Consider the following 14,991-nt stretch of genomic DNA (forward strand, 5'->3'; position numbering starts at 1 on the left):
GCCCAGCATTACCCCACGACCTGCGCAGGCTACGCGGTCGCTGCCGCGCCGGAGCTACATCAACCGGATCCAGGCGCGCAAGATGCTCTCCAGCGCCGCCCGTCTTTCCTCGATCTCCTTCCCATCGCGGAGCGTCACCAGGCAGCGATCCTTGGCGAGCCACTCCAGCAAGCCCGCAGGATCCGCGATCTCGACGCCCTTCGTCGCGGTGCTCTTCACCTTGGCTCCCATGTGCAGGATGAGCCGGACGCGGTCCTTCGCGCGCAAGTTGAACGTCGCGAAGTGCTCCGTCGTGCGAAAGCTCGGCGCGTTCCATCGGATCTCCTCGCGGATCTCCGGGCTCACGGCGAGGATGATCCGCCGAACGGCCTCGATCTCCTGCTTCAGCGGGTGCTCCAGCTCGCGCAGAAACGCGATGACGGACGGGTGCGTCTGCGAGCTGCCCGGCGCGAAAGGCGCGACGGGCTCGCCGGGCGCCTCCTGGGGCGTCCCCGCGGTGGACGGGCCTCTCTGCGTCTTCGCGCGCGCCTTGCTCGGCGTCTCGTCCGTGCGCCTCACGAGGATGTGCTCGCCTCGCCAGCCCGCTGCTCTCCCCGCTGCCGCTCGAGCCGCTCCCGCATCACGTTGGGGATCCTCCCGGCGACCTCGATCGCCCTCTCGAGCGCCGCGCGCGCCTCGACATGGCGCCCGCGCCTCGAGCACGCCCGCGCCCGCGCCTCGATCACCTCGATCTGCTCCTGCCCCATGGAGCAGCGCGCCGACCGCTCCTCCAGCTCGTCCCACGCCTCGTCGCTCGCCTCGCGCGTCGCCAGGTCGATCATCGACCACTGCACCTCTTCCGACGGGGCCATCTCGATGCCCCCGCGCCCCTCCGCCGCGACCTTCGCCTGCCGCGCCCGGATCCCCTCGATGATCTCCCGCGCCCCGCGCTCGTCGCCCTTGTAGAGGAGCAGCCGCGCCAGCAGGAGCTCCACGACCGGCCGCGACTCCTCGCCCCGCAGATGGCGCTCCAGCGCCACGGCCCGCTCGACGTGCAGCATCGCCGTCTCCAGGTGGCCCATCAGGTACAGGTACTCACCCAGGTTGAACTCCCCGACGAGCTCCAGCATGCCCAGCCCCAGCTCGCGCGAGATGGTGAGCAGGCGGCACAGGTCCAGGATCATCCCCTCGGCGTCCCCGAGGCACGCGCGCAGGAGCGCCCGGCTGTTGATGGCCGGCCCGAGGTGCAGGAGATCACCGCGCGACTCGCACATCCGGATCGTCCGATCCACCACCGCCCCCGCGTCGTCCAGCCTCCCGAGCCCCGGGTAGATGAAGCCCAGGAGGAGCAGGGACACGACCAGCGTCTCGTAGCACTCGTCGCCCACGGCCTCGGCCTGCGCCGCGGCCGCCTCGAACTGCAGCGCCGCCTCCTCCGCGCGGCTCTCGCGGAGCAGCGAGCGCGCCACCGCCATCGAGAGGCGCGCCGCGAGCGCCGGCGGCAGATCGCCCGCCACGCGCGCCTTCGCCTCCTCTACCCGCTCCTTCGATCGCCCGTACTCATCCATCCAGTCGAGCGCCGTCGCCTCGTCGAGCAGGATCTCGATCTGCTCGGTCACGTCGCCCTCCTCCACCGCCATCGCGCGCGCGCGATCGAGGTCGCCGAGCGCGTCGTGATAGCGCCCGAGCCGGTAGCGCATCAGCCCCCGGCCCCGGCGCGCCGCCCTCCGCCGCGCGCTGCGCTCCTCGACGGGCTGCGCGAGCGCGCGGCTGTAGTAGAGCTCCGCCTCGACGTAGGCGTGCCGCGCCCGCGCCCGCTCGGCCAGCTCCAGGTAGGCCTCCTCCGCGACGTCCGCGAGCCCCGCCTCGGCCGCGTGGTACGCGATCTTGAACCGCCGCAGCTCCGGGCTCTCCTCGGCCGACTCGCGGTGATGCTCGTACGCGGCCAGATGGATCCGCCGCCGCTCGGCGTCGTCGACGCCCCGCACGATCGCCTCCCGCACGAGCGAGTGCCGGAAACCGAGCCGCTTCCGGTCCGCGACGAGCACGCCCGCCTGGAGCAGCCGCTCGGTCCCCACGCGCGCGTCGAGCGGATAGGCGTCGCCCTCGCCGCGCTCATCCAGATGACGGAGCACGCCCGCGATCTCCTCGAGCGACACCTCGGCACCGAGCAGCGAGACGAGCCGCGCGTGCGCGCCGAGCGCCGGGCCGAGCGCCGCGATCTCGCCCTGCGCCAGCGGGTCGATGAGCGGCAGCACGGGCAGGCGATCGAGCTCGTCGGTCGCCAGGTACCACGCGTTCCCCCGCGGGTGCCGCCGCAAGATCCCCTCGCGCTTGAGCCCGTGCACGAGCTCCACGAGCAGCAGCGGCACCCCCTGCGAGCGCTCCAGCAGGCGCTCGATCGCCGGCTCGGGCACGTCTCGCGCCGGCAGGAGCAGCCGCCGGCACAGCGCCCCCGCGCTCTCGGGATCGAGCCGCCCGAGCCGCACGATCTCGCGCCGCGCGGCCCGCTCGCCCCAGGATGGATGCGCTGCCTCGAAGGCCGGGCGCCCCATCGCGCAGATCCACAGCGGCGCGGCGCCATCCGCGAGCGCCCCGAACTCGAGCGCCGCGAGCGTCGCGTCGTGGGCGAAGTGCGCGTCGTCGAGGAGGACGACCACGGGCGAGGACGCCGCGCGCCGGCGCAGGCACTCGCCCGCGGCCCGCACGCGCGCCGAGCGCAGCGCGCCGGGGGCGGCCCTGAGCGCCTGGAGCTCGGGGAAGGTCTTGCCGTCCATCCGCTCGTCCATCCAGCCGAGCGCCATCGCCAGCCCCGAGCCCAGCTCCTCGCTGAGCTCGGGGCCGAGCCACGCCGCGAGCGCGACGCGCACACCGCTCTCCGGGGGCGCGTCGGGCGCGTCGAGCGCGCCGCGCACGAGCTCGTGCAGCGTCGCGTCCTCGACGCCGGTCGTGGGCTCCTGCCCGCGCAGCTCGATCACGCGGGCGTGCGGCAGGTGCTCCCGGAGCTGCTTGCCGAGCTCGGCGAAGAGGCGGGTCTTGCCGTAACCGGGTTCGGAGATGACGGACACGACGGTGGGCTGCTTCAGGCGAAGCGCCTCGCCCGCGCTGCGCAGGAGCTGCTCGAGCGTGTCGCGACGGCCGACGAACGCGCCGGGGTCCGTCGTCTCCCGCTCCTCGGCGCCAGGCGGGCGGCCTGTCCCGCGCGCCGCCTCGTCCTGCGACACGGCGGAAGGGGCGTCGGGGAGCGCGGCAGCGGCCGAAGGCGAGAGGAATGGGCCGAGCGGGCCGGAGGTGGACGGCCACCGCTCGGGGCGCGAGAAGAGCGGGCTCAAGAAGCGCTGCGCGCCGTCCGGCCGGGTCTGGACCGACACGGGCGCGAGATCGATCAGGACCCGCTCGCAAAGCCCGGCCCGCAGGAGCTCGTCGGCCGCGCGCTGCGCGTGCCGCGCGGGGTTCGTCGCGCCGCCGTGGCCGAAGACGGCCGCGTAGCGCGAGCCGGAGGCGTGCGCGAGCTCGCCGCCGAGCGCCCGGATCCGGCGCTGCACGGCCATCCGGTTGGCCGCGCCCTCGAAGAACAGGAGCCCCACGGCGCGGCGCTCGGTGCCCGCGACGGAGCGCGGCCCCTCGCGCTGGCTCGGCGTGAGCTCGTCCCCGAGCGCGCGCTCCAGCGCCTCGCGGAGCTCGGCGGCGCTCGCGAACCGCTCGCTCCGGTCCTTCGCCAGGCAGCGGTGCACCACCTCCTCGACCGCCACGGGCACGGCCACGCGCGCCGACAGGCGCGGGGGCCGCCGGCTCCTGTGATCCTCGAGCACCGCCGCGCGCGGCCCCCAGAACGGCGGCCGCCCCGCGAACAGCTCGTACAGGATGACGCCCATCGCGTAGATGTCGGCGCGGGCGTCGAGATCCGCCCGCCCGGCGGACTGCTCCGGCGCCATGTACTCCGCCGTGCCCACGGCCAGCTCCTCGTCCGGCGCGTCGCCGCGCCGGCCCACCACCCGGGCGATGCCGAAGTCGATGATCGTCGCCCGCCCGGCAGCGCTCACGAACAGGTTCTCGGGCTTGAGGTCGCAGTGCACGTAGCCGCGCGCGTGGACGACCTCGAGCGCCGCGAGCACCGCGAGGCCGAGCTGGGCGGCCTCGTCGATGCCCGGGGCGGGACGCGACGCGAGGCGCGCGGCGAGCGTGAGCGCGGCGACGCGCTCGAGCACCGCGTACGGAGAGCCGTCGTCCAGCGTGCCCCACGCGTGCACGGCCGGCACGTGCGGGGGACCCACGGCGGACAGCGCGTCGATCTCACCCCGGAGGCGCTGGCCCGCGTCGCGCCGGTGGGCGCGCGCGAGCTTGATGGCCACCGGCGCCCCGCCGCCTTCCGGCTCGGCCTCGAAGACGAGGCCGAACCCGCCCCTCCCCAGGACCCTGCGGGTCCAGTAGCCGTCGAACCGCGGCAGCGTGACGGGGACGACCTCCGTGATATCCGGCGGGCACGGCTGATCGGACAGCGGCCGACCAGGGCGCGCGCACTCGGGGCACGCGCCCTGCTTCCGCCGCCCGCAAGACGCACAGCGGACGACCTCCACGGTCGCCCGTGCCGGCGCCTCTCCTCCCTCAGCCCCCGAGCGCACCCACACCTCTAGGGGGCGCCGGGCAGGAACGACGTGACCACCAGGTCCGTCCGTATCCATGGCGAGACCGAAGCATTATCGATACAGCCCTTGTAGAATTTACCAGCGGAGTCCGTCCAGTTGCACACGGTATCACAGGAGCCCGCGATCACGATGGCACCACACGTCTGCGTGGTCGTGGCCCCTGTCACGGGGTCGACGCTGAGGTGGCCGGCCGCGCAATCGCGCTGTAGCTGCCGCGCGCGCGCCACGCCTTCTGGCGAGTAGCAGGCCCGCACGAAGGGCGTCGAGCTGAACACGTTTCCCCAGAACGCCCCCTCTCGCACCCGATAGGCCGTCAACTCCGGCTCCGACGCCCCCATACCGTTCTCCAGGTTGCGCAGGGAGATCATCACGTTGACGCCATACCAGTTGGTCCTCGCCGCGAGGCAGGCGGTGATATGGCGCTGGTAATGCTCGCTGATCACGCTGTACACCCACCAAGGCGCAAGCCCGATCTCTCCGCGGTACGTCTCCTGGCGGACGGCCCCGCTGCTGTCGTTCCACGAGAACGAGAACGTCTGGTCCGGTCTCAGCGCACAGCTCACGACGTAGCGCAAGAGCTCCCGCGACATGGCGCCGCTCGGCCCCGGGTGCTTGATGGCGGCGAGCGCGTTCGGCGCAAGCGCGTTCGGCGCAAGCGCGTTCGGCGCGAGCGCGTTCGGCGCAAGCGCGTTCGGCGCGAGCGCGTTCGGCGCGAGCGCGTTCGGACCCAGCGCGTTCGGCACGAAGCCGTTCTCGGAGACGACCGCGTCTTGGGCCTCCTCCGTGAACTCCTCCGATCCATCGTCAATCTCGGCGCCGACACACGCGACCGTCATGAGAGGCATCGCAAAGAGCGCAACAATCCGGGCACAGCGAAACGCCATAAGGTCCCCCTTTCATTGCCGAGATCCGGCTCCAGGGTCGAGTAGCGGGAAAGTATAAGATACCATTTCGAAACGTCTTCGTATACGGCTCTATGCAGGATACTGTTCGACTAGAAAACTACCCCCGCATTGAGACAGCGCTGGTGGTGCGACATCGCTCGACGCCTTGCACCTGGTGTCCCACCTCCACATCGTAGAAAGCCACGACATAGGTGAGCCGAATCGCCATCGTACCTTCTACGCGATCGGGCACCTCGATGGCCAGCGATTTGATGCGCTGTGGCGTTTCGAAACGCGGCTCGCGCCCCGCGCGACGCCCGGATGATGGAGCCTGTGTGCGCCGCCCTCGCCGCAGCGCACACAGCCTCGATGGGCAGCCGGGAGACGGAGGCGAGCTCTCTACCGCTCTGCTCTGGCCAACGGTGATCCATGAAGCTGTGCGATCTCGGCATCTTGACGCTGGTTCCGCCGAGAGGGCTCGGCGTGTGACGTGCAACGAGCCCGCCCGGCATATGCCCTGGACGATACCCACCGTGGCACGCGCCTCGTAGTCGGCGTCGCGCTCGACGATTCTTCACTGCGGAGGGCGAGGCCAGCTGCCGCCATCTCCGATGGGTGCTGCGCTCCCACGGCGCTCGACAACCCGCCGACGACACGGGGCTGTGCGGGCCGCGCTCGACGACAATGGATGTCCCGCCGACGGGCGAATGCTCGACGACAAGACGCCGGCGGGCAACCGGTACCGCTGAGCGCCCGCCGGCGGCTCGCCGGGTGCAGGGCAGGAGCCCGCTGGGTCGGGGCGCGTCGTCGGCTGGCCGGGGCGCGCCGGCCGGGCGCCCCCGCCGCTCGAGAAACGGGTAGCGCGGAAGCGCCGTGTTTCCGTACAATGGCGAGTTCTTGAACTTGAATGAGGCCACCAGTGAAAAATACCACCATGGGTAAACGCACGCGCTTTGCCGGGCTGCTCCACGGATCCATCTCGCTCGCCCTCCTCGCCCTGTGCGTTGCCTGTGGTCAGGTACCGGATGGCCAGGGCGCGTCGGGCGGTGACACCACGTCGGTGAACCCGTCCCTGATCGGGGATGTCGCGTTCTCCACGCCGAGCCAGACGTTCAGGGATCAGATCCAGGTCGGGATGACCACCACCGTCGAAGGGGCCGAGATCCGCTACACGGTGGACGGGCAGCCGCCGACCGCGGCCTCCACGCTGTACACCGGCGAGCCCCTGACCCTCACGGCCACGACGCAGGTCCGCGCGCAGGTGTTCGTGGGGGGCGCCGCGGTCGGCGCGCCGAGCACGGGCATTTACATCGCGCGCACCATCGACGCGACGTCCGACCTCCCCATCATGATCGTGGACGGCTACGGCCAGGGCAAGCCGAGCGACAAGGAAGTCTACCTCGACGCGGCGGTGATGATCTTCGAGCCGGTCAACGGCGTGGCGTCGATCGCGTCGCTGCCCACGATGGCGATGCGCGCGGGGTATCACGTGCGCGGTCAGTCGTCGGCGAACTTCCCGCAGACGCCGTACAAGGTCGAGCTGTGGGACAACGAGGGCGAGGACCTCGACTATTCGGTGCTGGGTATGCCCGCCGACTCGGACTGGGCGCTGATCCCGCCCTACTACGACCGCACGTTGATCCGCAATCCGTTCACCTACTCCCTCGGCCGGGACATGGGCCTCCAGGCGCCGCGCACCGAGTTCGCCGAGGTCTATCTGAAATACGACGGGGGCGCGATCGGCGAAGAGGACTACCAGGGCATCTACTGGGTCTCGGAGACGATCAAGAACAACAAGGTCCGCACCGATCTCGCGCAGCTCGAGGAGGAGGACCGGGCGCTGCCCGACATCAGCGGCGGCTACATCTTCAAGTTCGACCAGGCGGCCGCCGAGGAGCCGCAGCTCACGTGCACGGGCTCGGAGCCCCTCCCGGGGTTCGGAGGCTTCGGCGGCGGCGGGCGCCCCGGCTGGGGCGGCGGGCCCGGCGGTGACGACGAGGGCGCCCAGAGCGGCACGTGCTGGGTCGATCTCGAGGTGGTGGATCCGGATCCGCTGAACGACGAGCAGGCGGCCTGGCTGACGCAGTACATCCAGCAGTTCCACGACAGCCTCCACCAGACGCCCATCGGCGATTACACGGCGTACATCGATGTGCCGTCGTTCATCGATTACCTGATCATCAGCGAGCTGACGCTCAACGTGGACGCTTACGTGCGGAGCGCCTATTACCACAAGGATCGCGATCAGAAGCTCGAGGCCGGCCCGCTGTGGGACTACAACTTCGCGCTCGGCGGGGTGGGCGCCCAGAGCCCGACGCCGTCGCAGGGCGACACCGGCTGGCGCTTCAGCGGCCAGCGGAACGTCAACAACTGGTACCAGAAGCTCACCGGCGATCCGAGCTTCATGGCCCAGGTGAGGGCGCGCTATACGGAGCTCCGCAAGACGCTCCTTTCCGAGGCGGCGATCGAGCAGCGCATGAACAGCCTGAGCGCGCCGCTCGGGCAGGCCGTGGCCCGCGACCACGCGAAGTGGCCCGTGTCGAGCGTCATCGAGTCGAGCAGCGGCTTCCTCGGCGGCCCCACCGCGCCGACGTGGGAGGGCCAGCTCCAGGTCATGCGCGACTTCATCAAGGCCCGACTCGCCTGGATGGACGCCAACCTGCCGTGACACGGCGGGGCCGGGCGGGCCCGCGGATGCCGCGGCGCCCGCCCGGCCCGCGGCGCGGAAGCTTGGCGCAAGGGGTCCTCGTCAGGGCGCTGACTGGCTCGGGAGCTTGATCGGCGCCATGAGGGTGAAGTTCGCGCCCCAGGGGTCGGTGACGATCGACTGCCGGCCATAGGGCGTGTCGAAGGGCGGGACGAACACCTTGCCGCCCAGCTCCGCGAGCTTCGCGAGCGACGCGTCGACGTCGGCGACAGCGAAATAGGTCATCCAGTGCGGCGGGATGTCGGCCGGCCAGTGCTCGGTCATCTGGAGCACGCCGCCCACCGTCTTCTGGCCCTTGTGGAGCGTCATGTACTCGACCCCGGGCGCCTCGAGCTCGCGGGCCTCGAGGCCGAAGACGCGAGCGTAGAAGTCGGCCGCCTTCCTGTGATCGCGCGTGTTGACCTCGTGCCATATCATCGCGCCGGGCTCCTCGATGGCCTGCGCGCCGGTGTGCGTGTTCGGCTCCCAGACGCCGAACGCGGCGCCGGTCGGGTCGACAGCGACGACCATGCGGCCGAAGTCCCCCACCGTCATCGGCCCCACCAGGATCTGCCCGCCGTTCGCGCGGATGCTCCCGGCGATCTGCCCGGCGTCTTCACTATCGAAGTAGACGCTCCACACCGGCGGGAACGCGGCGCCCTCCGGCCGCTGGCTCATCCCGGCCGCGCTGCGCCCGGCCAGCTTGCACGTCGTGTAGTGGTGGAACTCCGGCGGGCCGACGTCGTACGTCCACCCGAAGAGGCTGCCATAGAACTTCAGCGCGCCCTCGAGATCGGGCGTCATCAGATCGACCCACGACAGGGTCCCCGGGGTGTGCCGCGCAATCGTGCTCATGATGTCCTCCGTGCCAAGGCCTGAGCCGCGCCGACCCTACCACAGCTCTCCACCCCCCGAACCGCGCCTCGCGCGCGGCGCCGGATCGAATTGCCTCCCTCCGGATCCTGCGCACGGCGCGCTCGCGATCGAGCCAGCATCGGGGTAACGTCGCGCCATGAGAGCGCCCCTGATCCGGATAGGCTCGGCCGCGATCGCGGCGGCCCCGGAGGACGTGCGAGGCGTGGGTTCTTTCTTCACCCCGCGACGCGCGCCGGGCTCGTATAACGGACCTGCACGATGAAGATCTCCGAGTACACCGCGTTCGACGCCCTGGGCCTCGCGGAGCTGGTCCGCCGGCGCGAGGTCACCCCCTCCGAGCTCCTCGACGTGGCCTCGGCCGCCATCGAGCAGGTGAACCCTGCGCTCAACGCGGTGATCGGCTCGCTGCGCGACGACGCCGAGCGGGCGCTCCGCGCGGGGCTGCCGGCCGGGCCGTTCTCCGGGGTGCCGTACCTCGTGAAGGACCTCGGCATCCTCGTCGCGGGCACGCCCACCGGCATGGGCTCTCGCCTGTTCCAGGGGCTCGTGTCGCCCGAGGACGACGAGCTGATGACGCGCTTCCGGCGCGCTGGGCTCGTGGCGATCGGCAAGACGAACACGCCGGAGCTCGGCCTCAACGTGGTCACCGAGCCGGTCGCGCACGGGCCGACGCGCAACCCGTGGCGGCTCGATCGCACGCCCGGCGGGTCGAGCGGCGGCGCCGCCGCGGCGGTGGCGGCGCGGATGGTGCCGATGGCCCATGGCAACGACGTCGCCGGGTCGATCCGCATCCCGTCGTCGTGCTGCAACCTCTTCGGGCTGAAGCCGACGCGCGGCCGCATCCCGACCGGGCCGGTGGAGGGCGAGGTGCTGATGGGCTTCGCCACCGATCACGCGCTGACCCGCTCGGTGCGCGACTGCGCGGCGCTGCTCGACGCCATCGCCGGGCCCGACCCGGGCACGCCGTACTTCGCGCCGCCCGCCGCGCGGCCGTTCCTGGAGGAGGCGCGCACGCCGCCGGGGCGGCTGCGGATCGCGTTCACCGACGCGGCCTGGAGCGGGGTGCAGGTGCACGACGAGTGCAAGCTGGCGGTGCGCCGGGCCGCGGCGCTGTGCGAGGAGCTGGGGCACGAGGTCGTGCCGGCGCGGCCGGAGATCGACTGGGAGCGCGTCCGCATCGCGTTCCGGATGCTGCTCTCGTACCACGCCCACATGTTCGATCGCGTCTGCCCGCTGTACGGGCTCACGCCGGGGCGGGACACCGTGGAGGCGACGACGCTGACCATGGCCGAGGCCGGCCGGCGGATGAGCGCCATCGACCTGCACGACGTGGTCGTGGCGCGCGACCAGATCTCGCGGCAGGTGGGGCAGTTCTTCACGCAGTTCGACGCCCTGCTCACGCCGACGTTGACGACGCTCCCCATCCCGCCGGGCACGCTCGACGCGAACGACCCGACCCTGAGCGCCGAGGCCTGGCTCGACCAGATCTTCGCCTTCGCGGCGTTCACGCCCCTGTTCAACGTGACCGGCGGCCCGGCCATGTCGGTGCCGCTCCACATGAGCGCCGACGGCCTGCCGGTGGGCGTGCAGTTCGCCGGCCGCTACGCCGACGACGCCACGCTGCTGCGGCTCGCGGGCCAGCTCGAGCAGGCCGCGCCGTGGGACCGCCGCCGGCCGCGCGTCTGCGCCGTGTGACCGCTGAATGGCTCCCCGACGCCGAGCATCAGAGGCGAGGACTCCCCCCCGGAAGAAAGGTCCTTCGGTGCAGCCATGACCTATGCCATCGCGCCGCTCGTGCTCGCCATCAGCCTGTCCGCCGTGGGGTGCAGGAATGCCTGCGACGACGCCGTCGATCACCTGGAAGCGTGCGGCGCTGACCCCGGCGTGTTTGCCGCCGGTACGTGCGACGCGCGCGGCGAGTGCGAGTCGGAGTGCATCCTGGCGTCGAGCTGCGACGTGTTCCGGGGCCAGGGCGCCGACCCGCTCCCCATCTTCCGCTACATGGTGTGCAACCAGGAATGCCGCCGGTAAGCGGCATCGCACCAGCCACCTGCGGGTGAAGGACGCGCGGCGCCGCACGCCGAGGGGCGCCAACGAGCGCCGGCCGCGCACCTTTGCCGCGCACCGCCCCGCATCCCTTTCCCGCGTTCCCGTGCGGCGGAGATCATTGCCATCGAAACGGCATTGTTCTGCCCGCTTCGCGCGGCGGATCCAGCCTTTTCCGCGGGGAGCGGACCTGTTAAACACGGTCGCGATGGCTGACCTCACGCCCCCGAGGAAGCACGCCGGTGACGACGTAGCGCACACGACCGCTCGGCACCTCGAGGAGCACCGGGCCGCGCTGACAGGCCACTGCTACCGCATGCTGGGGTCGGCCGCCGAGGCCGACGATGCCGTCCAGGAGACGATGGTGCGCGCCTGGCGCAGCCTCGACTCGTTCGAGGGGCGCGCGTCGCTGCGCACCTGGCTCTACCGCATCGCGACGCACGTGTGCCTCGACGCCCTGAACGAGCGCACCCGCCGCGCGCGCCCGATGGAGCTCGGCCCCCCCAACGCGATCGACGGGCCGCTCACCACGCTGCCGTCCTACCGCTGGGTCGAGCCCATCCCCGACGTGCGGGCCCTCCCCGCCGACGCCGACCCGGCCGAGCTCCTGGCCCTGCGCCAGAGCATCCGGCTCGCCTTCGTGACAGCGCTCCAGCACCTCCCGCCGCGCCAGCGCGCGGTGCTGCTGCTGATGGAGGTCCTCGGGTGGCCGGCCGCCGAGGTCGCCGAGACGCTCGACACCTCCGTCGCCTCGGTCAACAGCGCGCTCCAGCGCGCCCGGGCGACGCTCGCGGCGCGCGACCTCACGGACGCCCGCGCGCCCCTGTCCGACGCCCAGTCCGTGCTGGTGGACCGCTACGTCGACGCGTTCTCCCGGTACGATGTGACCGCGCTCACGAAGATCCTCCACGAGGACGCGACGATGTCGATGCCGCCATTCGCGCTGTGGCTGCGCGGGCACGAGGCGATCCGGTACTGGCTCCTCGGGCCGGGCGCGCCCTGTCGCGGGTCCCGGCTCGTGCCGACCTCGGCGTGCGGCTCGCCCGCGTTCGGGCAGTACCGGCCCGGCGGCCCCGGGGAGAGCCACAAGCCCTGGGCGCTCATCGTGCTCGAGCTGTCGGACACCCACATCGTCGCGATGAACTACTTCCTCGACACGGAGACGCTCTTCCCGCGCTTCGGCCTGCCCCCGGAGCTCCCGCCGGAGCCCCAGGGCGGCTCGCAGGCGCCCCAGGGCGGCTGACAGACGCCGCCGCGGCGCGGCGCCCCGGCCCGCGGCGCCGCTCCGGCGAGCAGGTCGATTTTTTTTTCGAGGGACCGATGAATCCGACGCCCCACGGGCGTCAGTAGGTTCGAATCCACCCCACGCTGGAGGCACACATGACCACGAACCGTTCCCGGAAGCTCTTCGTCAACCTGCCCGTCAAGGACCTGAAGCGTTCGATCGACTTCTTCACGAAGCTCGGCTTCTCGTTCAACCCGCATTTCACCGACGACAAGGCGACCTGCATGATCCTGAGCGAGGACGCGTACGTGATGCTCCTCGTGGAGGAGCGCTTCAAGGACTTCACGAAGAAGCGCATCTGCGACACGAGCACGTCGACCGAGGGCATCTTCGCGCTGACGGCCGCGAACCGGGCCGAGGTCGACGAGCTGGTGAAGACCGCCATCGCCGCCGGCGGGACGCACGCGGAGGACCCCACGGATCACGGCTTCATGTACACGTGGAGCTTCTACGACCTCGACGGCCACCACTGGGAGGTCTTCTACATGGACCCGAGCGCCATTCCGCACCCGCAGCAGTGAGCGCCGGGCCGCGGCGGGCGCGCGCCCGCCGCGGCGGCCATCAGGGCGTGAACAGCGCGCCGCTCGGGGCGTGGACAGCGCGCCCTGAGCGGCGGGCCGACTGCGCTTCATCAACGCATCGTCAGAGCGCCAGCTCGATCTCGTAGCGAGCGAGCCAGTCGTCGAGCAGGAGCGCCTGCTCCATGCTCGACCGCGACACCTCGTCGGCCGGTCCTCCGGTGTCCGCGGCGACGGCGCGGGCGCGGGCCACGTCGAGCAGCGGCAGCACCGGCGCGTCCTTCCGCGCCAGGAGCGCCGCGAGCTGCGCGCGCAGCGCCCGCGCGTACGCCGGGTCCTGCGTCGCGGGATACGGGCTCTTGCGCCGATCGAGCACCGAGCGCGGCAGGAGATCCCTGGACGCGGCGCGCAGCAGGCTCTTCTCGCGCCCGTCGAACGTCTTCATCGACCACGGCACGTTGAAGACGTACTCCACCAGCCGGTGATCGCAGAACGGGACCCGGACCTCGAGCCCTGTGGCCATGCTCATGCGGTCCTTGCGGTCGAGCAGCAGTTGCAAGAAGCGCGTCAGGTGCAGGTAGCTGATCTCGCGCATGCGCCGCTCCTTCCCCGTCTCGCCGGGAAGCCGCGGCACCTCGGCGAGCGCCTCCCGGTAGCGCTCGGCGATGTAGCCCTGGAGGTCGAGCCGCTCGAGGAGCGCCGGGGCGAGCAGCGTCGAGACGGAGCTCGAGCTCCGGCGCCGCGTGCGCATGGCCGTCCAAGGGAACGTGTCGGCCGCCACCGCCTCGGGGTCGTGGAACCATAGATAGCCGCCGAAGACCTCGTCGGCCGACTCGCCGGACAGCGCCACCGTGGAGCGCTCCCGGATGGCGCGGAAGAGCAGGTACAGCGAAGCATCCAGGTCCCCGAAGCCGTTCGGGAGATCCCGGGCGCGCAGCACGGTCGCGCGGACGGCGGGGTCGGCGAGCTGGGCCGCGGAGAGCACGATGTCCGTATGGTCGGATCCGACGTACCGCTGGACCTCGGCGACGTACGGCGCGTCCGGCGTGCTCCGCAGCTCGTCCGCCTTGAAGTTCTCGGCCTGACCGGTGAAATCGACGGAGAACGAGCGCACCGGCCCCGCGCCCGCCGCGCCGAGCGACCGCTGCGCGAGCGCCGTCACGAGGCTGGAGTCCAGCCCTCCGGACAGGAGCGTGCACAGCGGTACATCGGAGATGAGCTGGCGAGCGACGATGTCCTCGAGGAGCCCGCGGACGGTGCCGATCGTCGTCTCCAGATCATCGGTGTGGGGCCTCGCCTCGAGGGCCCAGTAGCGCCGCTCGGTGATCCCTTCCCTGCGCACGTGCACGACGTGGCCGGGGCGGACCTCGCGCAGGTCGCGGAACACGGCGTGCCCCGGCGTCTTCGTGAAGGCGAGGAGCTCGCGCAGGCCGCCCTCGTCGACGGCCCGCCGCGCGAGCGGGTTCGCGAGGATGGCCTTGGGCTCCGAGCCGAAGAGCGCGCCCGATCCGGTCGGCTGATAATAGAGCGGCTTGATGCCCATCCGGTCCCGGACGAGCAGGAGCTCCTCGGCGCGGACGTCCCAGAGGGCGAAGGCGTACATGCCGTTGAGGCGCGCGGGGAAGCCCGCGCCCCACTCCAGGTACGCGCGGAGGACGACCTCTGTGTCGCTGCTGGTCCTGAAATGGTGTCCGCGGGACGCGAGCTCACGGCGCAGCTCAAGGAAGTTGTAGACCTCGCCTGTGTAGACGAGGATGGCTACCGGCTCGCCGTTCTCGTCGGCGATCATGGGCTGGCGGCCCCCCTCGATATCGATGATCGCGAGTCGGCGATGCCCGAGCGCCGCGCGCGGGGAGAGCCAGATCCCCTCGTCGTCCGGCCCGCGGTCCTTCATCGTGTCCGTCATCCGCTGCACGACGTCACGCTCCCGCGTCAGATCGCGCGCGTGGTCCACCCATCCAGCAATGCCGCACATGGGACAATCGCCTCCTTACAGCTCGACGGCTCGAAGCGCCGCCACGGCCCAGCGGCGAGCCCGGCCGGCTCGCCGCGGCGCTCGCGGGTCGTTCGT

10 protein-coding genes are annotated in these 14,991 nt (G+C 71.7%); 5 read left to right on the plus strand and 5 right to left on the minus strand.

The window, feature by feature from the left end; translation table 11 throughout:
• Positions 1 to 54: 54 nt before the first annotated feature.
• The 3 genes from WMF24_RS26145 to WMF24_RS26155 are packed head-to-tail and all read right to left on the minus strand — an operon-like array spanning position 55 to position 5,461.
• Positions 55 to 558 (minus strand): DUF1801 domain-containing protein, encoded by a 504-nt coding sequence (locus tag WMF24_RS26145; protein ID WP_437730106.1) that lies wholly within the window; start codon positions 556 to 558, stop codon positions 55 to 57.
• Entirely contained in the window at positions 555 to 4,601 is a 4,047-nt protein-coding gene (locus WMF24_RS26150) for a protein kinase domain-containing protein (protein ID WP_437730107.1), read from the minus strand. Before WMF24_RS26150 ends, WMF24_RS26145 begins: the two co-directional genes overlap by 4 nt.
• Positions 4,602 to 4,609: 8 nt before the next feature.
• Positions 4,610 to 5,461: a hypothetical protein gene (locus WMF24_RS26155; RefSeq protein ID WP_437730108.1), complete on the minus strand. Its 852-nt coding sequence runs from the start codon at positions 5,459 to 5,461 to the stop codon at positions 4,610 to 4,612.
• Between the two features lie 982 nt (positions 5,462 to 6,443).
• Between WMF24_RS26155 and WMF24_RS26160 the strand changes: the two genes are divergently transcribed.
• Positions 6,444 to 8,177, plus strand: coding sequence for a CotH kinase family protein (locus WMF24_RS26160; RefSeq protein ID WP_437730109.1), 1,734 nt, complete (start codon positions 6,444 to 6,446; stop codon positions 8,175 to 8,177).
• 81 nt (positions 8,178 to 8,258) lie between these two features.
• Here WMF24_RS26160 and WMF24_RS26165 read toward each other — a convergent pair whose 3' ends face one another.
• Positions 8,259 to 9,050 carry a VOC family protein gene (locus WMF24_RS26165; RefSeq protein WP_437730110.1) on the minus strand — a complete coding sequence of 264 codons (792 nt, stop codon included), beginning with the start codon at positions 9,048 to 9,050 and terminating at the stop codon, positions 8,259 to 8,261.
• Positions 9,051 to 9,329: 279 nt separating this feature from the next.
• Here WMF24_RS26165 and WMF24_RS26170 point away from each other — a divergent pair, with 279 nt between their 5' ends.
• The 4 genes from WMF24_RS26170 to WMF24_RS26185 all read left to right on the plus strand — a co-directional run bounded on the left by WMF24_RS26170 (position 9,330) and on the right by WMF24_RS26185 (position 12,923).
• Positions 9,330 to 10,766, plus strand: a complete 1,437-nt coding sequence (locus WMF24_RS26170; RefSeq protein ID WP_437730111.1) for an amidase — start codon at positions 9,330 to 9,332, stop codon at positions 10,764 to 10,766.
• 75 nt (positions 10,767 to 10,841) lie between these two features.
• Entirely contained in the window at positions 10,842 to 11,102 is a 261-nt protein-coding gene (locus tag WMF24_RS26175; protein ID WP_437730112.1) for a hypothetical protein, read from the plus strand.
• A gap of 223 nt (positions 11,103 to 11,325) precedes the next feature.
• Entirely contained in the window at positions 11,326 to 12,360 is a 1,035-nt protein-coding gene (locus WMF24_RS26180; protein ID WP_437730113.1) for a sigma-70 family RNA polymerase sigma factor, read from the plus strand.
• 137 nt (positions 12,361 to 12,497) lie between these two features.
• On the plus strand, positions 12,498 to 12,923 hold the full coding sequence (locus WMF24_RS26185; protein ID WP_437730114.1) for a VOC family protein: 426 nt from the start codon (positions 12,498 to 12,500) through the stop codon (positions 12,921 to 12,923).
• Positions 12,924 to 13,044: 121 nt separating this feature from the next.
• Here the strand turns inward: WMF24_RS26185 and asnB are convergent, their stop codons facing one another.
• The gene (asnB, locus tag WMF24_RS26190; protein WP_437730115.1) at positions 13,045 to 14,895 is read right to left on the minus strand and encodes an asparagine synthase (glutamine-hydrolyzing); all 1,851 of its coding nucleotides are present in this window, start codon (positions 14,893 to 14,895) and stop codon (positions 13,045 to 13,047) included.
• Between the last annotated feature and the right edge of the window lie 96 nt (positions 14,896 to 14,991).

This window comes from Sorangium sp. So ce1335, from assembly GCF_051521615.1.
Lineage (GTDB): Bacteria > Myxococcota_A > Polyangia > Polyangiales > Polyangiaceae > Sorangium.

Coding starts and splice junctions, on each gene's coding strand:
- WMF24_RS26165 (WP_437730110.1), bottom strand. CDS start 9,050: ATGAGCACGATTGCGCGGCACACCCCGGGGACCCTGTCGTGGGTCGAT.
- WMF24_RS26185 (WP_437730114.1), top strand. CDS start 12,498: ATGACCACGAACCGTTCCCGGAAGCTCTTCGTCAACCTGCCCGTCAAG.
- WMF24_RS26155 (WP_437730108.1), bottom strand. CDS start 5,461: ATGACGGTCGCGTGTGTCGGCGCCGAGATTGACGATGGATCGGAGGAG.
- asnB (WP_437730115.1), bottom strand. CDS start 14,895: ATGTGCGGCATTGCTGGATGGGTGGACCACGCGCGCGATCTGACGCGG.
- WMF24_RS26170 (WP_437730111.1), top strand. CDS start 9,330: ATGAAGATCTCCGAGTACACCGCGTTCGACGCCCTGGGCCTCGCGGAG.
- WMF24_RS26175 (WP_437730112.1), top strand. CDS start 10,842: ATGACCTATGCCATCGCGCCGCTCGTGCTCGCCATCAGCCTGTCCGCC.
- WMF24_RS26160 (WP_437730109.1), top strand. CDS start 6,444: ATGGGTAAACGCACGCGCTTTGCCGGGCTGCTCCACGGATCCATCTCG.
- WMF24_RS26180 (WP_437730113.1), top strand. CDS start 11,326: ATGGCTGACCTCACGCCCCCGAGGAAGCACGCCGGTGACGACGTAGCG.